Raw genomic sequence first — 17,334 nt, 5'->3', positions numbered from 1 at the left:
CCGGTTAACCTTCACCGAGTTCGAGTTGATTGCGGATGAGTTCAAAATAGTGACCACGACTGCGCGATAACTCTTCGTGAGTACCTTGTTCAACAATTTTTCCCTTGTCCATTACTACAATAACGTCTGCATTCATGACAGTGCTGAGACGGTGGGCCACAACCACGACAGTCTTCCCTTTCAAAAACCCATTCAGATTTTCAACAATTACGCGCTCATTCAAAGTGTCTAAAGCATTTGTTGCCTCATCTAGAAAAATAAGTTCTGGGTCCTTATATACAGCTCGAGCTATTAGAATACGTTGCTTTTGCCCCTGGCTCAAACCTTGCCCATCCGGCCCAATTATCGTCTGAAACCCAAGTGGAAGAGATTCAATAAAGCCACTTATGTTGGCTATGTCACTGGCATACTTCATTCGTTTCCTATCAATGAATTCATCGCTTACCACAATATTCCGCGAAATTGTATCGCTGAAAATAAACCCATCTTGCAAAACAGATCCACAAAAGTCCCTCCATCTTCGAAGATTTAAACCTCCTAATTTATTTTGGCCGATTCGAATTGAGCCTTCTTGCGGTTCGTAGAATCTGAGCAATAGCTTGATGAGAGTTGTCTTGCCACTACCACTAGCCCCGACGATAGCGGTCTTCTTGTTCTCTGGGATGGTTAGATTGATACCGTCAAGGACTTTCGTACCTCCCACATAAGAAAAGCTTACCTTCTCAAAAGTTATTGTCCTATTTACTGGTAGATCAGATGTTTTTGACGCGTCGTCCTGCTCTTCATCCTTAAGTTGATGAATATCATTCAAACGCTCTAGACTGATCTTTGCTTCCTGTATTGAATGAATAAATGTGACCATCTGATTGACAGGTGCATTTAACTGACCAATGATATACTGGATCGCCAACATAACTCCAAATGAAATATCACCTTGCATCACAGCCTTAGCAGTTAGGTAGGTGACTAAAATATTTTTAAGTTCGTTGATGAAAACAGAACCCACTTGTTCGTATTGGCTTAAGGCCAGTGCTCGCTGGGTAGATTTGAATTGCTGTGCCTGAATGCGTTCCCATTCCCATCTCTTTGTTTTCTCGCTGTTATGCAACTTAATCTCTTGTATTCCGGTAATCAATTGGATCAAACTTGTCTGACTAGAAGACATTTGGTCAAACAAGCGGTAATCAAGGTCTTTTCTTTTTTTAAGAAACATAAACACCCAGGAGAGCGAGGCCACACTACCAATAAAAAAAACTGCAAAAATAGTTTTATTATAATATACAAGAATTGCGCTAAATACTGCCAGATTAACCAGCGAAAAAATAAATGTTAATGAGTAAGACGACAAGAATGTCTCAATACGCTTTTGATCCCCCATCCGTTGGAGAATGTCCCCGGATTTCTTTGTATCAAAAAATGACATTGGAAGCTTCATCAGTTTCACAAGCAGATCGTACAGAATAAAAATATTGACTCTCGCACTTATGAACAGTAGGATCCAACCTCGAATGAACTCCACACTCGTCCGGCTAAGTGTCAACATTAGCTGCGCAAATAGCATTAGATGAATGAATTCTAGATTATTTGTATTGATGCCGACGTCAACAATAGCCTGCGTAAGAAACGGCAGGACTAGCATCAAAAGACTTCCCAGAATCATCCCTAATATTAACTGGAAGATATGTTTCTTGTAGGGTTTGAGATACCGAAACACAAAGGTCCATGTTCCTTTGTCTAGTTTTTCGTCAGGTGTTGTGTAGAATTCAGGAGTAGGTTCAATAACCAAAACGACTCCGGTGGGCCCATGACTTGATTGTACATTTAACCAACCCTTTCTGAACTCGTCATGAGAATATTTTAATAAGCCGTGTGCTGGATCAGCGACAAGCACATCCTTACGTGTGATTTCATAAACTACTAAAAAGTGTCTTTTTTTCCAGTAAACAATTGCTGGAAGTGGAACATGTTCCTTGAATTTTTCGAACGGTATCTGAATAGACAAAGTTTTTAGGCCATTTAACTCCGCCGCAGCGCTTAGGCCCATAAGTGTCGACCCGGCTCTTGTATTTTCAGTTTGTTCCCGGAGCTTCGCCAGTTGCAAAGTTTTTCCATAAAATTTGGCCACCATCATAAGGCATGTAGGGCCACAATCCATTTGATAGAGTTGGCGATAAAATGGAAATTTCTTCATTTCTTAATGTTACTTAATGGGCTTGGCGCAAGTAATCCTTTTACCAAAGCTTCCTTTACCTGAGCGCAAATGATGTGCTCTACCTCATACATTTGTATTTGTGAATCTATATCCTCGAATGAAGTAACGATTTCTAATATACCTTGTGAAATTTTCTTAGGAGTCGAAAAAACCCTCAGCACTTCGAGTAGAAGATCTGATTCAATGAGCTGCTCCTCCACACCCCAGAACCGCGGTATAAGTACCACTGTGCATTCTCCTTCTAGTGAGTGATGACTAGAATAATTTTGATCCAGCAGTGGCTTTAAGTTCCATTTCAATTCCCTGATGACTATATCAGTACATTTCTCTACATGCCTGCCCAAAAACTCTTCTTCCTTCATTTGAAGAAGTTCACTCGCCTCATTACGCACGATCTCACTTTTAAAATAGAGGTAAGCGTTTGATTTTGTACTTAGATCAAGGTTAAACACAAAAGTTTCAAAATCTATAACATCCGTTAAAAATGGGGCAACTTGAGAATTGTCCTGAGCAAGGCTATGAGCCCAATGTTTCCAGTCTTCGGCCAATCCTAAATCAACCTTTTGGCTAAAGTAGTTCTTTGCCTTGTCGGGGAATACTTTCGAGATAATGTTCAATGATCTCGGAAAACGAAGACGAATGATTTGTTCTTTAACATACCAGTTGGGAAGGTCGATACATTGCGAGTCGGTTTTCGCATAGCGAGCGACTTCTGGAAGCAAGATTGAGTTCTCATACTTTGGTTCTGAAATAAGAAGAAATGAATAAGCGATACCAGCGTTCCCTAGCAAAAGACTGTCGTCTTCTTGCCAATTCGACATTCCAGAAAGATAATACCCCCGCCTAACTTTCTCTTCAATTACATGAGCTGAAGCACGTAGCACTGCGTCCCGGTATTCGGGCTCCTCTTTGATAGCTGCGACGGCTAATAGTAATTGAGCGTTGCCCATTACACCGTGGCAAAGAGAAAAATTGTTACATAAACTTCTGTCGAATAATGAATCTTGAACCGTATCAATCACTTTAATTACCTGCTCCAAATAGCGCTCGTCTTTAAGCAATTGATAGGCGCGAAGTCTGACAAGGCCGATACCTGGAGCGCCATGACACCAACCTAGAACAAACTTAGTCTCCTCAAACTTTATGTGTAGCCCTTTATCATAGGCATTCCGATATTCGTTGTAAAATTCATCTATATGAATTAAGGTTCGGAGATCCGACCAGTTCTTTCTCTCCAATTCATAAAATTGCTCCTCATATTCCATCGCCAATCGTGCAACGGAAATAATTGCATCATTACCGAAATATGCACCTAATTCGAGGAAAGCTAGGGCAACGCCAGAAGCTCCGTGGGATAATCCACATAGACCGGCAATATTAATGTTCATACGGTCCCAATATATGCCTTGCCGACTTAAGTTTGCTCTGCGCAATAGCGTTTTTGCAAATACCTCTATATCGGACAAAACGCTGAGGTCTTGCGTCGCGGCATATAAATGAATTAAAACCAGTAGTGTACCCGATGTACCGTTAAGAAGATCAGAAATCCCAAAATCAACAAAGCTTCGTGCTCCACGACTTATTGACAAAGCTTCATCCAAATATTCTTTTTTGGACAACATTTCATTAGCTTTTATCAATGTAAACACTACCGACATTTTGCCAGTATAAAAAGCAAAATTGTTTCCTGAATCCTTTCGCACTTCATGGATTGACCATGAAAGTGCCTTCTCTACTGCGATTCGGTATTTCTCCCGTTTGGTAACTCGATAGAGCTCAAGGAAAAGAAGAGCGAAACCACATGCTCCATTGTAGATGGTGAAACTTTGAAATTCCTTGTTTGAAAGATCACTGCTCACTGTCATCCAAAACATGCCATTCTCGTCTTCCTTAGCTTTGCCTAGTAGCCGATCTCCCAACTGAATGGCTTCGTCTAAAAACATTGGTGAAGGATAGTGAAAAAAAAGTGGCTGATAATACGTCAGCCACTTTTGATGATCGATTTGTGCATAGTGCTCAAATAGTTTAGCAAGTGCCAGTCTGTCCGTTGGGACCTCCAGGATAGGTAAAATAGGCTCCCCCGCATGGATAGTAGCACGTATTGGTGGTACAGGTATTCTCATAAGTACCACACTGGGCAGAGGGAATACCAGTTGGGCCACGTGTCACGCAGTCCCCCGTTGTTAGTGATCCTCCATTTAGCGCCATTTTGTGAGCATCTTCTAAAGAGGTCACAAAGCTTTGAACTTTAAGTTCGCTTAATTTTAGTTTTTTCATAAACGATATATTTTTTTTTGTTCCATTAATATAGTACCTAATAATTTTATTTGAAACAAAAACTAAAAAAAAATTATCTCGACAAGTGTCCAAATATTAAATTTAACGACCAATCGATTTGCCGAGAAAAACCTCTGGATGCTTCGAACTCATGTATCTCAAAATAGCCGTCCTGTTGGCAATGGCCTCGCCGGCACGAGTTGCAAAACGATGACGATAGAAAAACAAAAATTCTTTCAGGATGTGGATAATCCATCCTTTTTTGGTGGCGTTAACCCAGAACTCCCAATCCTCATACCCATTAACCATTCCAGAATCAAACCCCCCGTTGTTAGACCACAAGGCCCTCCGGATTAGAGCAAATGACGAACAGTTAATATCTAAGACAAAGTTTTGTACTCCTCCGCCTGTAGGCATCCAGTTATAATTCTGACTTCCAAAACAGCGTACCCAAGAAGAAACAGCACCGATTTTCGGGTAACGTTCCAGCACGGACATAGCTTTTTCAACGAAAGTAGGCGCAATTAAATCATCAGCATCAACAGTAAGGAGATAGTCACCACTAGCGTGGTTAAAACCCGTATTGCGAGCGACCGCTGTTTTTGAGTTCTCCTGACGTATAACCAAAATGCCCATCTCTTTAATGTTTTCAAGTACCTGTCTTGTCTCGGCATCTGTAGAACCGTCATCGACCACAATGATCTCTATTGCAGCGAAAGTCTGACATTGAATCGATCGAATCGTTTCGCCTATAAACCGGCCGTGGTTATAGCATGGAACAATTGCTGATACTAGGGGAGTTGAGGACATAATATTTTTTTTTGAACGAGATTTTTGCTTGATAAAAATCACGCTAGCCTTTCTCAAAGAAGATTCTGACTAATAGCTGTTATAATCTTTTAACAAGCCTTTTGGCCAAAAACCGAATCTTATTCAATGTAATTAATGTAGAATTGATTCAACCTATCGGCACAGTCTGACATCAGATGTAAGCTAATTAAATTCCAGTAAGTCTCAGCTACGATTCTTCGGAAATTAGAAGCAACTTTGGCTTCTAATCCTCAGACTATCAGCGAATCCTTCGACGAGACTGAGGGCTGCAATCACTGATTTATAAATAAATTCGATAATTTAATTCAGCATACTTTAAAACTGTTCTACCCATTGCCAAGCAAGGCCTACATATCCTAGCTTATTTTACATCTAGTTTCCTCGCATATTGCCGAGTCGTTAGAAGGCTCCCAACGAAGGGGTCTTTTTCAATCCATCATTCTTTAAACAGATGTTGATGATCTTCTTAAAAGGTAGTCCGATACTTGATATTACTACTACCGTGGCACTTGCGTACAGACTTCAACCAGAAATGATAGTCGGTTCGGGGAGGATCATTGCTGGTCCAGGATAGAACCTAAGGGTTGCCTACTTGGAGATTTTAAATGTGGAAAAGGATTTCACCAAGAGTTGAGCTTGAAGTAATGAATACAAAAATTCCGCTAGTTTTCGTTAACTCTATAGTCGACCCATAAAACCGCGAATAGGTGTGGAGCTTTTATCGGAATCAAAAAAGAAGATAAGCTTATTAAGAGTTTTAAAGGTATTGCCTCACTTATGATCCTAGAGTTATCGCCATGTCTGGCACACAACGAAAAAAGGGAGGCATTTGCCTCCCTTTTAATATCATCAAATTGATGCTCTTAGAAACCTGGATTCTGAATCAGAATATCCGGACCTAAGAGATCTATCTGGTTTTGCGGGATAGGTAAAATTGCGTGCTTAGCGGTGTATTTAGCCCCACCCAAGGCGTTCGTAAGGATCGCTCCGTCGTAAGCCAGGTAGGCGTTCAAGACGGGTTCTGCAATTCCCCAACGAACCAAGTCGTAGAATCTGTGGCCTTCCATACCCAGCTCAAGCTTTCTCTCGAATCTAACGGCCGTACGGGCGGCGTCAGCACTTGCCCAAGGAGACTTGTAGATGTCGATCACATACTTGGCCGCTTCGGCTCCACCCTCTCTCATCAGCTTGGAGTTCATGGCTCTCGTTCTTACCATATTGACGTACTCTCTGGCTTTTTCCAAGCTACCTGCTTCAATCTCAGCTTCAGCAGCCATCAGCAACACATCCGCGAATCGGATGACGTAGATGTTCATTCCGGTATAGCCAGGAGTCCAAGTGGAGTTATCCTGGAAGGTTCCCTTTTCGGACTCTTGATAGACATACTTCTTAGGGTTATATGGGCCTGCCCAATCCTGCTTTCTGATCCAAGATGCACCCGGATGATCCTCCCAATCCAGGTAAGGGATTCCTCTCCTACCTACCGTATGATCCAATCTAGGATCCAGATTTCCTGTGTCCGGTGTAAAAGGATCACTGCTTACTAAGCCATGATCATTTTTCACCTGATTGGCACCGGTGTTGTAGCTTTCATCCAAGAGTGGAAGACCGTTGGCATCTGTTCTGAAGGAGTTTACGAAGGTAAAGCTCGGCGAGAAGAAACCGCAGCATCCACCCGGAGCAGCTGAGTTGTACGGGAAGTTCAAGTCAAACTCAGGGTTTGCATTGTTGACAGATCCAGTACCTGCAGCGGCCTGATAGGCCCATACGGTTTCTTTGCTGTTGTCGAATGCACCTCTAAACGCGTTGTCGTAGTACTCCACCAATCCGTATTTCTCTCCTTTGCTCGTCATACCGTTGGCGATCACGTCATCAAACAGCGTTTTAGCCTGCGCGAATTTATTCTGGTAGAGATATACTTTGCCGAGATAAGCCTTTGCTGCGAAAGAATTCACTCTCCCTACCTGCGGCTGGCTTGTTGGCAAGTTGTCTACCGCGAACTGGAAGTCAGCCTCAATAAAAGGCCAAATATCCTGATTGTTGACCACATCTTCCAATCCAGTCCCGTAGTCAAGCGTTTCGTCTACCAGCGTTGGCATCTTGAAGTTTCTCACCAGCTGAAAGTAGAAGTGACCTCTCAGAAATCTCGCTTGTGCGGAAATTCGCTTGATGTCCTCAGGAGTCACGTCGGCAGCCGGAGTATTGAGCAAAGCCAACACACTATTCGCTCTGGCGACTCCCTCGTAGATACCTCGCCAGTTATCATACACGTTTACGTTGGTAGGGTCTGTTTCAAACCGCTGAATCGGGTTGATCGTGTTGAAATCGCCGGGATCCGTACCTTTGTTTGCATCACCTCCACGAATACTTCCCCAAACCCAGTTGGACGGAGAAGCCATCCGCACGTCTCGTCCATTGACTTGGGAGTACACCGCGATCAAAGCTGCATCCAAGCCCTGCACCGTTGTCAGCTGGGCTTGCGCTAGCTGGCCTGTAGGTGGAACCTCAAGAAAGTCCTCGCTACAACTTACGGCAACAGTCACCATGGTTGCTACCGCCAGTACACCGATTTTTATTTTTATATTTTTCATATGCTTCGTTTTTTTCATGCTAGTATTTGCCTGTCAATTTTCATTAGAAGCTTACGTTCAAACCAAAAGTATAACCTTTAGTCACCGGATAGTTTCCAACATCGATACCGAAGGTAAGATCGGCGTTACCGCCTACAGCCGGATCCAGACCAGAATACCCGGTCAGCGTAAACAGGTTATTTGCAGATGCAAACACTCTGAATCGCTCCATGTTCCACTTGGTCAACAATGAAGTTGGCAGATTGTAACCCAAGGTTAGGTTTTGCAGTCTCAGGTAGGAACCATCCTCTACATAAAATGAATTGGCTTCATTGGAGGTAGAGAAGTTTGCCGCTTTCTCCACGATAGGGATCTCAGCATCCAGATTTTCCGGAGTCCAAGCATCCTTCAGACGCTCAGAGATTGCCGCACCTTCGAATGTTGAGTAGAAGTCGGTGAACCAACGGGATTGGTTCCAAATTTCATTTCCTACAGAGGCGTAGAAATAGGCTGACAAATCAAAGCCCTTGTAGCCCAAGACAATGGTTACCCCTCCTGTGAAGTCAGGAACCGGGCTACCGATGAAGTCTCGGTCAGCTGTGGTGATTTCGTCATCTCCGTCAATATCTTTGAATTTGAAACGTCCCGGAGCCGCATCTCTCTGAGTCGCGTGATTTGCGACATCCTCAGCGCTGCTGAAAAGACCCACAACTTCGTATCCATAGAAGGAAGACAGTGATTGCCCCACTTGATTTCGGATAGGAGTAATCCCCCTAAAGCTTGGGTTGGCATCGCCAGAAGTAATTACATCCAATCCAGGTGCCAAATAGGTGATCTCATTCTTCAGAAGTGAGCCAGTTGCGGTGACTTCATAGGTCAAGTCAGTGGTCAGGTTGCCACGGGTGGTGACCAAAAGATCCAAACCTCGGTTGAGCATCTTCCCGATGTTGACCGACGGTGCATCAGCGTTGTATCCTGCAGTACTTGGAATAGGCAATTGGAAAAGCAAATCCTTTGTCTCTTTCTTCCACCAGTCAAAGATCACATCCAGGCGCCCGTTGAAGAAGGTACCGTCAAAGCCGATGTTAGTCGTCTCGGCAGTCTCCCATTTCGCATCAGGGTTGCCGATACGGGATCTTCTATAACCGATGATTGCCCCGGAGTTAGAACCCGTGATATCGTAGGAAGAGGATCCCACGTTACCGCCGTAGAGTGAATACTGGTTATTTGGGTTCACATTATTAGAGTTACCCATCTGACCCCAACCCCCCCTGATCTTCAGATCATCAATCCAGGAGGTTCCCTGAAGGAAGGACTCGGAAGAAATTCTCCAAGCAGCCGAGAATGCAGGGAACACGCCGTATCGATTGTTGACACCAAAACGGGAAGAACCATCCCGTCGCAATACAGCACTCAACAGGTATCGATCGTTATATGCATAATTTACACGACCAAATAGGGAATAGAAATTTACTCCGTTGTAGAAGCCAGAGTTGACCACCCGGGTAGATACCGGAAGGTTAGAGATCGTGATGAAATCCGGATCTTGGGAGAACGGATTTTGCCCTGAAGCATCCAGATTTCTGCCGGCGCCGTCATTGAGTGATTCCTGACCCAGGATCACGTCAAATGCATGCTTGTCAAATTTCTTCTTCCAAGCCAAGGTATTGGTGAAGGTCCAAGAGAACACATTGGACGATCCCTCTGAATATCCAAAAGCGGAGTTGTTTTCAGAGTTTTCGTACTGCCATCTGGTGTAGCTCTTATAAAAGCGGGTATTGTAGCGACCCCCGATCGATGTCCTGAAAGTCAATTCATCAAGGATGTCATATTCCGCGTAGAGGTTCCCAAACAGGTTGGTATTGTAATCCTGATTATTTTCAAGACCTTCACGGCTTGCTACCGGATTTCTTGGGTTGTTAAATGACCCCACGTTGGTGCCCGCATATCCTCCAAACTCATCATAGATCGGGATGATCGATGGCATTCTGAAAGCACCCAAGATATCGTTTTCGTTTCTAGAGACTCCCTGACCTCCGACATCGCCGTCCTGACCCAGTACGCTAAGGTAGGTGCCCTGGAAGTTCTCTCCGATACGGAGCTTCTTGGTTACATCAAATTCGGAGTTGGCTCTGAAGGTAATCCTCTTGAAGCTGTTCCCAGTTAAAATACCGGCCTGATCCTGGTAGCCGACGCCCATGTAATAGCGGCTGGTCTCTCCCCCACCGTTCAAGCCGATCGAATGTCTGTTGAGCGGCGCGTTTCGGGTGATTGCACCGTACCAATCCGTTCCCTCACCTGTCGCGGCTCTTACCAGCTGTAGTATTGGGCCTTTTGAAGGATCTACATTGTACCAAGCCTGTTGCTGAGCGATTTGGTCAGCTGACAACGGGCCTGGTTGACCTGGCGATTTACCAAGAGCTCCCGTTACAGGGTCTTGGCTGATCACATTGAGGTAATAGGGCAATACAGGGCTAGTTCCATTTCCAAACTGAGAGTTCTCATATTTTGGAGCTCTACCATCAGCTTTTGCTGCGTTAGTTTCAGCAAGCCACGTGTAGTCAGCAAAATCCTGAGGGTTCATCATATCCAAACCATTCCCAGGAGTCGTGGTACCGAACATGCCGTTGTAGTCCACGCGCATTTTCTTGTTTCTACTTCCTTTTTTGGTGGTGTAGATAATCACCCCACTCGCAGCACGGGCACCGTAGATAGATGCAGCCGCAGCATCCTTCAGAACTGTGGTAGACTCGATGTCCTCCGGATTCAGAAAGTTGGTGTCTCCTACCGGCACGCCGTCAACGATGTACAGCGGAGAGTTACCGCCAAAGGAACCAAAACCACGAACACGAATGATCGATTGCGTACCTGGCTGACCGTTGGTAATTACAGTCACACCAGAAACGCGGCCTTGCAGCGTTTGCTCGACGTTACCGGTAGGTATCACAGTCAAATCCCTCGGATCCACTGTCGCAATCGCACCGGTTGTCTCTCTTCTGGAGTCAATGGTGTAGCCAGTTACTACCAGCTCGGTAAGCGTTCTCTCATCAGGAGCCATGGTCACATCGATGATGCTTCGGGTTCCCACCACCTGCTCAAGAGCAGCATAGCCGATAAAAGAAAATACCAGGGTAGCCTGGTCATTGGGGACGCTGAGGGAGTATTTCCCGTCAATGTCGGTAGCGGCTCCGGTAGTAGTGCCTTTCACAAGGACCGAAACCCCCGGAAGACCTACCCCGAACTCGTCTAGGACCGTACCCGTCACGGCTTTCTGCGCAAAGGCACTACCGGCGGATAGGACTAAGAGCGTAAGACACACACTTAGAATTTTGTAAACATTTTTCATAAACATAGATAGATTGGGTAACAAGATTAATCTCAAAAACTTGTTAGTTAATTGATTATGCAATCGATTTCGATCACTCTCAAATTAATAGCAATAGTTATACGCTTGATTATCAAGATATTATTGCTGCTACACCTTGGTCATATGACCGACTAGAATAAACCTGTAGGTTTGAGCGCATCGGATGATGCTGATTGAGGGAAGGGTAAGTTTTCTAAGTAAAATAGATCATAGGCTTGAATTTTGGGTTTAATTATTAATTGTTAACCGTCAATGTTAAATAATCTAAAACAAATTTCAAACCCGGATACCTAATTAAATTTTGGATTTCGGCTCAGGACCAGCTTTTTAAATATATTTTTTTACGTCGGAGTTCTATAAATGTGCGTAATGTTAGCAATTCAAAAAATTAGTAGCCTATTTGTTGAAAACCCAGCAAAATAATATTCAATCTCTTGCATTCTCCGAAAAATAAAATTTTAACCCGGCTCGTAGCCTTTCTATCGAGCAGTGTGTGATTCCCCCAAATTTGTCAGTAGGCATGCACAGGCTTCCAACCAGAACGGAGACACAATCGTCTACTCAGGTCCGATTTAAATCTATTCTATTGAGAAAGAAGAAGATAAACCCAGAATCTATTTTACACTTCTTTTGCAAATAGCAAACAAAGTCGCTAAAGGAATCAAGCTCACTGCTTCCCATTGCTTCCAATCCTCGCAGACACAATACGATTCACGGACGATCTTTCTGTACTAACCACATTGGTATATTTACTGACTCCGATCCGATTCCATTTCGGCGAAAAATGCTGGGCTATTTCGAAGTTCTTCAAAAAGCGGGTCTCTAAAAGCCCGATCAGACAATTGCCGGTTTGCAGCTATCGCCTTTTTCAACTGGATCATCGCTATCTCTTCTTGCCCACCCGCTGCGGCAATCATCGCGAGGCCATAGTACCCATATCCAAACGCCCGGCCCTGCACCACCGACTCTTCAAAAGCCATGTTTGCATTCGTATAGTCAGACACCATATAGTAAGCCAGGCCTTTGTTAAAATAATCCTTCGGATCGGTAAATTTGTAATCAAACCTCAAAGTCGCAAGCTTGTAGTCGCCTCGCAAAATATCGAGAGCACCACGAAGCGCTTCATTGTGCTGTAGAAAGTCAGGATTCTGCGACATCGTGGAAGCATCAGACAGTTTCTTATAGGCCTCCCAATAATTCCGCTGAAAGGCAAAAATTTGGCCTTGATTGTGAACGGTCTGTGGGGTCGGCTCGATCCGATAGGCTTGGCTCAGTAGTCTAAGCGCTTCTGCCCACAATACTTCCTTGGACTCCTTATCCAGGGTACGCTGAGCCTGCCGCATCCGCACCACCGCCATGTTATTATATGGCATCGGTGATCGGAAAAACTCGGTCATCTTGGAGTAGATGGCAGCCTTTTCTTCGATACTTTGCGTTGACTCGGCGGCGAGCGCCCATTCTGCTAACGAGAGCGCATTGGTGCCGTCATTTCTGGACAATGCATCCTTTAGCTTCACGGACTGATTCATATCCAGGCCCGCCCGGGGTTTGGAGATGATCTCCACTTTTGCGACCCTAAGTCGGGGGAAAAGATCCTGAGACACCTGCGAAAATCCGGGAACTTTCTTCAGCCGCTCACGCTGTTCGACAAAACTCTCCTGACTCATCAGAATGGCATACAGCTCGTCCCTCCGGGTGGTGGAGATTCCCTTGTAATCTTTGAGCAATAGCCTGAGATCAAACCAGTCGTTCCATCTGGAACTTAATTTCAGCTGTGAATTCGACAGTGAGCTGACGCGGGAACCAAGGGCTTTTTTCGCGGATTCGGCCCGGCTCATTCCCAATGCGCTGCTCTTCCCCTCCGTGGTCTCTGGAGATTGGAGACCGGTGATTCTGAAGTCCTGCACGTCTGGATTCGATTCCAAAAATGCATCGATCTGCTTGAGCGCCGCAAGATTTGCGGCGCTGTTCTTATAGTTCGCCGATCCAGGATCAAATTCAATTGTAAACTCCTCTTTTCGGAGAGTCTCCCGATCCAGGGCGCCGGAAGTAATGTACAAGCCCACGACCGGAATCGGCTCGTCCGGGTACACATCTCCCAACTTCACCATCAGCTGAGGCGCTATGATTCCTCTGGCAAGGGTCTGCTTCTCATAGGCGGCCTGACTTTCCTTTTTCCCCTGAAAAAAAGAAACCTCCAATACCGCCCCCAGCATCCATGGCTCAAATTTCAGCGCAAATCTTTTTTCATACTCATAGGCAGAGACGGTTCTTTTGAGTTCAACGCCGCCCAAGTCAAGCTTCGTGTCCTCTGCATTGAAAGCGAGGCGAATAGATGGGTTTTTCGGAGACAGCACCGATTCGATCGGGATCGAACCCTTCAGCGTAAAGCGAACTGAGTCACCTTCCAATTTTAGTTTGGCCGGAGTGAGCTGGACGTCTTTCAAAAATTTGTTTTCTGGCGCTATTATTGATTTCGAATAAGCAGGCCCGTTTAAAAGTAAAAGGAGGATGAGTAGGATGTTAAACATGCTGTTATTGAATTGATTTCTAGAATTCAAACTCATTTTCTGCTAATTTTAAACCGATTATACTACCACAAGATGCAAAAACTGAAACTATTCTTCGAAGAGAGCGCCTTCGGGGTATGTTCTCGACTGGGAGAAAAACTCCACTTCCCGATAGACAGTATCCGGCTCTTCTTTATTTACTCGTCTTTCGTGACTTTGGGCTCTCCGATCATCCTCTATGTGAGCATGGCGATGATGATGAAAATCCGAAAGTATTTCCGAAAAATGAACAACCCGGTACTTTTTGACTAGAACCTGTCAAAGGTTCGCTTGCGCAAAACCATATAATTCCAAAACAGAAAACGTATCGGGCCGGCGGTGGAATTGTCCATCTCCGGCTTTTTCGTTGGCTTATCCAACTGATCCATCCGCTCAAAGAAGTCGGCATAGCCTCTCCATACTGCCAGCGCAAAGTCCTTTTTCCCCTTAATCAGATAGCCTAAGGCAGCAGCCATCTCCAGGATTCCCTTAGCCACAATTATTCCAAAAAACCGCATGCCCGCGACATTCTTGTAAATCATGCTTAGGTTGTTTCGGATATTCAGGTAAAGCTTGTTGGGACTGGAGCGATCTAGGGTTGCTCCGCCTTGATGAAAAACAGTAGCCTCACCCAGATATCCGATCTTCCTGCCAGACCTTCTCAGTCTCCAACACAGATCAATCTCCTCCATGTGGGCAAAAAAGTGTGCATCAAACCCACCCTGATCAAAAAAATCGGTTGATCTGATAGCCAGACAAGCTCCCGAAGCCCAATCGACCTCAACCGCATTGTTATATTGTCCATGATCCTCCTCGAGCGTATCCCAAATTCTACCGCGGCAATAGGGATAGGCGAGGTCATCCAGATACCCGCCACCGGCGCCTGCATAGTCAAAAAAACGGCGATCCTGCCAGGATAGTATCTTCGGCTGAATTGCGGCAAAGTCTGGGTGCTGATCCAGCCAGTCTACCATCGTAGCGTCCCAGTCCGCGGTGACTTCTACATCGGAATTGAGCAGGATGAAATACTCGTATTTTCCTCTCAATTCCTCCAGACCCCAGTTGTAACCACCAGCGTAGCCAAAGTTGGACTGGAGAGAAATTAATTGAATCCCCGGAAAATCGGCCTTCAAGAAATCTACGGAATCATCGGTGCTGGCATTGTCAATCACCCAACAGTCAAACTTGCTGTTCTGCTGTACAGAGGGCAAAAAGGTAGACATTACCTGCCTACCGTTGTAATTGAGGATGACTATTGCCGCTTTTTTCATCTGTTTACAATTAGCTTTTAGCGGCCAATGGAATGTTCTGAATAATCATCCCACGAAAGTTCGCTTGAAGTAGATCTGACTTTATCCGAACATGCTTCCCAGGTCCATCCCGGGGATATTTGGCAGCATTCCCTCAGTGGCAGATTTCATCTCTGTTTTGATCTTCACTTCGATAGCTTCCATGGCTTTGTTGGTTGCTGCCACGATCAGATCACTCAGCATCTCCTTGTCTGTCGGCGTCAAAAGAGACTCGTCCATCTCGATCTTCAGGACTTTTCGTTCTCCATTGACATAAACTTTCACCATGCCCGCTCCGGCTTCGCCATCCGCTGTCAGATGCACCAGTCTACCTTGAGCTTCTTTGATCTTCGCTTGGGCTTCTTTCACTTTGCCCATCATACCCATTATGTCAAACATATCTTTTTGTTTTTTATTTAGCTCAAAATTAACTCTTTATAAACTTCACTTTTTCTCCAAATACTTACTACCCGTACCCTATTCTGGGCAAAATATAAAGATATGCCCGCGGTCAAATCGACAAGAATGGTCAACTGTTTGAGTAACTTTTTTCAAGCCTAACCAGTAAACAGAAGTAATCAAACCCTCTAACTACATGAAAACCATCGTACTAATATCGAAAGAAGAAATCCCCCTGCTTTCTTTTGCGAAAAAAGAGGTGATCGCCAATCCCAATGAACGTGTAGCGCGCATGTCCAGTCTCTTTCGCTCACAAACTCTTGGAAATCTCCTTCAGACCAAAGTCAAGATCACCTTTGAAGCAGCCGATGAGCAAGTCTATCTGGTAGATACGACTGTCTGGGCGGTAGGTGACGGTTTCATTTCGCTGAAGGGTGGAATTTATCTTCCTATCCATTCCATTCTCCACGTAGATTAACCCACTATGGCTACAGCTTCTGGCACAGTCATCTTCATCTGTTCGCCGGAAACCATGTTCTTGACCGAAATCACTCCGGCCTTCATTTCTTCATCCCCACAGACTCCCACGAAAGGAATCCCCTTCTTGTTGGCAAAATCAAACTGCTTCTGAATCTTAACCTGGTTGGGGTAAATCTCTGTCTTGACGCCGGCATTTCGGAACTGACTCAATAAACTCAAGGCATAGCCAAATCCCGCTTGATCAAAATAAGTCAAAAGCAGTCGGGTGCTGGTGTGGCTTTCGGTTGGAAATATCCCCAATTCATCCAGTACATCATACAATCTGTCCACTCCAAAGGAAAATCCCACTCCCGACACTCCCGGCAAACCGAAGACTCCCGTCAGATTATCGTATCGGCCACCTCCACTCACGGATCCGATGGACACATGATGGACTTTCACTTCGAAAATCGCCCCCGTATAGTAGGAAAGGCCGCGTGCCAGCATGATATCAAAATCGACATGATCTAGATCGACTCCCATCTTCTCCAGTATAGAAAAAACCTCCTCAAGCTCCCCGACACCTTTCAGTCCCGTCTCTGAGCTTTTCAAAAAGCCTTTCAGAAAGTCCAGCTTGCCTGTCAGGTCACTTTCCAGTGAAACCAGCGGCGCGAGATTTTCGAGGGAAGTAGCGCCAAAACCTCTCTGAGTCAGTTCTTCTTTTACCTTTTCCCAGCCGATCTTGTCCAGCTTATCGATGGCTACGCATAGCGGACCTTCTTTTCCCGCTTCGCCGATTGCCTCAGCGATTCCGGTCAGGATCTTTCGGTTATTAATCTTGATGCTATATTCTTTCAGGCTCAGTTTTTCAAAAACCCGTCGGATCATCAGAATGATTTCGGCTTCACACACCAAGCTGTCCGTCCCGACCACATCCGCGTCACACTGATAAAATTCGCGGTAGCGACCCTTTTGCGGCCGATCCGCTCTCCAGACCGGCTGGATCTGATAGCGCTTAAAGGGGAAAGTCAGTTCATTACGGTTCATCACCACGTACCGGGCAAAGGGAACCGTGAGGTCGTAGCGTAATCCTTTCTCAGAAACCTTGTTCAGAATGGCACCGGAGCCCTTTTCCAAATCATCCGCTTTCACATCTTTGATAAAATCACCGCTGTTTAGGATTTTAAACAGCAGCTGATCACCCTCGTCCCCATATTTTCCGGTCAGGGTATTGAGGTTTTCCATGGCCGGAGTTTCGATCTGTTGGTAGCCAAAGAGCTGAAAAGTTTCTTTGATCGTATCCAGGATGTAGGTTCTTCGGGCCATCTGCACGGGGCCAAAATCTCGGGTGCCCTTGGGCAAACTCGGCTTTTGCATGGGT

At 45.2% G+C, this 17,334-nt stretch carries 12 protein-coding genes; 2 read left to right on the top strand and 10 right to left on the bottom strand.

Going from position 1 to position 17,334, the window contains the following annotated elements; all coding sequences use genetic code 11:
* Nucleotides 1–4: 4 nt before the first annotated feature.
* From G459_RS0121410 to G459_RS0121380, 7 genes are all read right to left on the bottom strand, one after another.
* Nucleotides 5–2,191, bottom strand: coding sequence for a peptidase domain-containing ABC transporter (locus tag G459_RS0121410; protein WP_026969456.1), 2,187 nt, complete (start codon nt 2,189–2,191; stop codon nt 5–7).
* Complete coding sequence (locus G459_RS0121405; protein ID WP_026969455.1) at nt 2,188–4,335, bottom strand: lanthionine synthetase LanC family protein; 2,148 nt, start codon at nt 4,333–4,335, stop codon at nt 2,188–2,190. Before G459_RS0121405 ends, G459_RS0121410 begins: the two co-directional genes overlap by 4 nt.
* On the bottom strand, nt 4,238–4,489 hold the full coding sequence (locus G459_RS30655) for a pinensin family lanthipeptide (RefSeq protein ID WP_211234413.1): 252 nt from the start codon (nt 4,487–4,489) through the stop codon (nt 4,238–4,240). Before G459_RS30655 ends, G459_RS0121405 begins: the two co-directional genes overlap by 98 nt.
* A 102-nt stretch (nt 4,490–4,591) precedes the next feature.
* Entirely contained in the window at nt 4,592–5,356 is a 765-nt protein-coding gene (locus G459_RS28190) for a glycosyltransferase family 2 protein (protein WP_157373404.1), read from the bottom strand.
* Nucleotides 5,357–6,183: 827 nt separating this feature from the next.
* Entirely contained in the window at nt 6,184–7,911 is a 1,728-nt protein-coding gene (locus G459_RS0121390; protein ID WP_026969454.1) for a RagB/SusD family nutrient uptake outer membrane protein, read from the bottom strand.
* A gap of 43 nt (nt 7,912–7,954) precedes the next feature.
* A complete protein-coding gene (locus tag G459_RS0121385; protein WP_026969453.1) occupies nt 7,955–11,242 on the bottom strand; it encodes a SusC/RagA family TonB-linked outer membrane protein in 3,288 nt (1,095 codons plus the stop codon).
* Nucleotides 11,243–12,006: 764 nt separating this feature from the next.
* Entirely contained in the window at nt 12,007–13,824 is a 1,818-nt protein-coding gene (locus tag G459_RS0121380; protein WP_157373403.1) for a tetratricopeptide repeat protein, read from the bottom strand.
* A 36-nt stretch (nt 13,825–13,860) separates the two neighbouring features.
* Between G459_RS0121380 and G459_RS0121375 the strand changes: the two genes are divergently transcribed.
* Complete coding sequence (locus G459_RS0121375) at nt 13,861–14,079, top strand: PspC family transcriptional regulator (RefSeq protein WP_026969451.1); 219 nt, start codon at nt 13,861–13,863, stop codon at nt 14,077–14,079.
* On the opposite strand, the gene G459_RS0121370 is transcribed toward G459_RS0121375, so the two are convergent.
* Both G459_RS0121370 and G459_RS0121365 read right to left on the bottom strand, forming a co-directional pair.
* Complete coding sequence (locus tag G459_RS0121370; RefSeq protein WP_026969450.1) at nt 14,076–15,077, bottom strand: glycosyltransferase family 2 protein; 1,002 nt, start codon at nt 15,075–15,077, stop codon at nt 14,076–14,078. The two genes, G459_RS0121375 and G459_RS0121370, sit on opposite strands and share 4 nt — an antisense overlap.
* An 81-nt stretch (nt 15,078–15,158) precedes the next feature.
* Nucleotides 15,159–15,494, bottom strand: a complete 336-nt coding sequence (locus G459_RS0121365) for a YbaB/EbfC family nucleoid-associated protein (protein WP_026969449.1) — start codon at nt 15,492–15,494, stop codon at nt 15,159–15,161.
* A gap of 196 nt (nt 15,495–15,690) precedes the next feature.
* Between G459_RS0121365 and G459_RS0121360 the strand changes: the two genes are divergently transcribed.
* Nucleotides 15,691–15,972 carry a hypothetical protein gene (locus G459_RS0121360; protein WP_026969448.1) on the top strand — a complete coding sequence of 94 codons (282 nt, stop codon included), beginning with the start codon at nt 15,691–15,693 and terminating at the stop codon, nt 15,970–15,972.
* Here G459_RS0121360 and hisS read toward each other — a convergent pair.
* Nucleotides 15,969–17,330, bottom strand: coding sequence for a histidine--tRNA ligase (hisS, locus tag G459_RS0121355; protein ID WP_026969447.1), 1,362 nt, complete (start codon nt 17,328–17,330; stop codon nt 15,969–15,971). The genes G459_RS0121360 and hisS overlap by 4 nt on opposite strands.
* Nucleotides 17,331–17,334 lie beyond the last annotated feature (4 nt).

This window comes from Algoriphagus terrigena DSM 22685 (assembly GCF_000429445.1).
In the GTDB taxonomy this organism is placed as follows: domain Bacteria; phylum Bacteroidota; class Bacteroidia; order Cytophagales; family Cyclobacteriaceae; genus Algoriphagus; species Algoriphagus terrigena.
The sequence above is the reverse complement of the archived record's forward strand: the minus strand, read 5'-3'. Positions and strand labels throughout refer to the sequence as shown.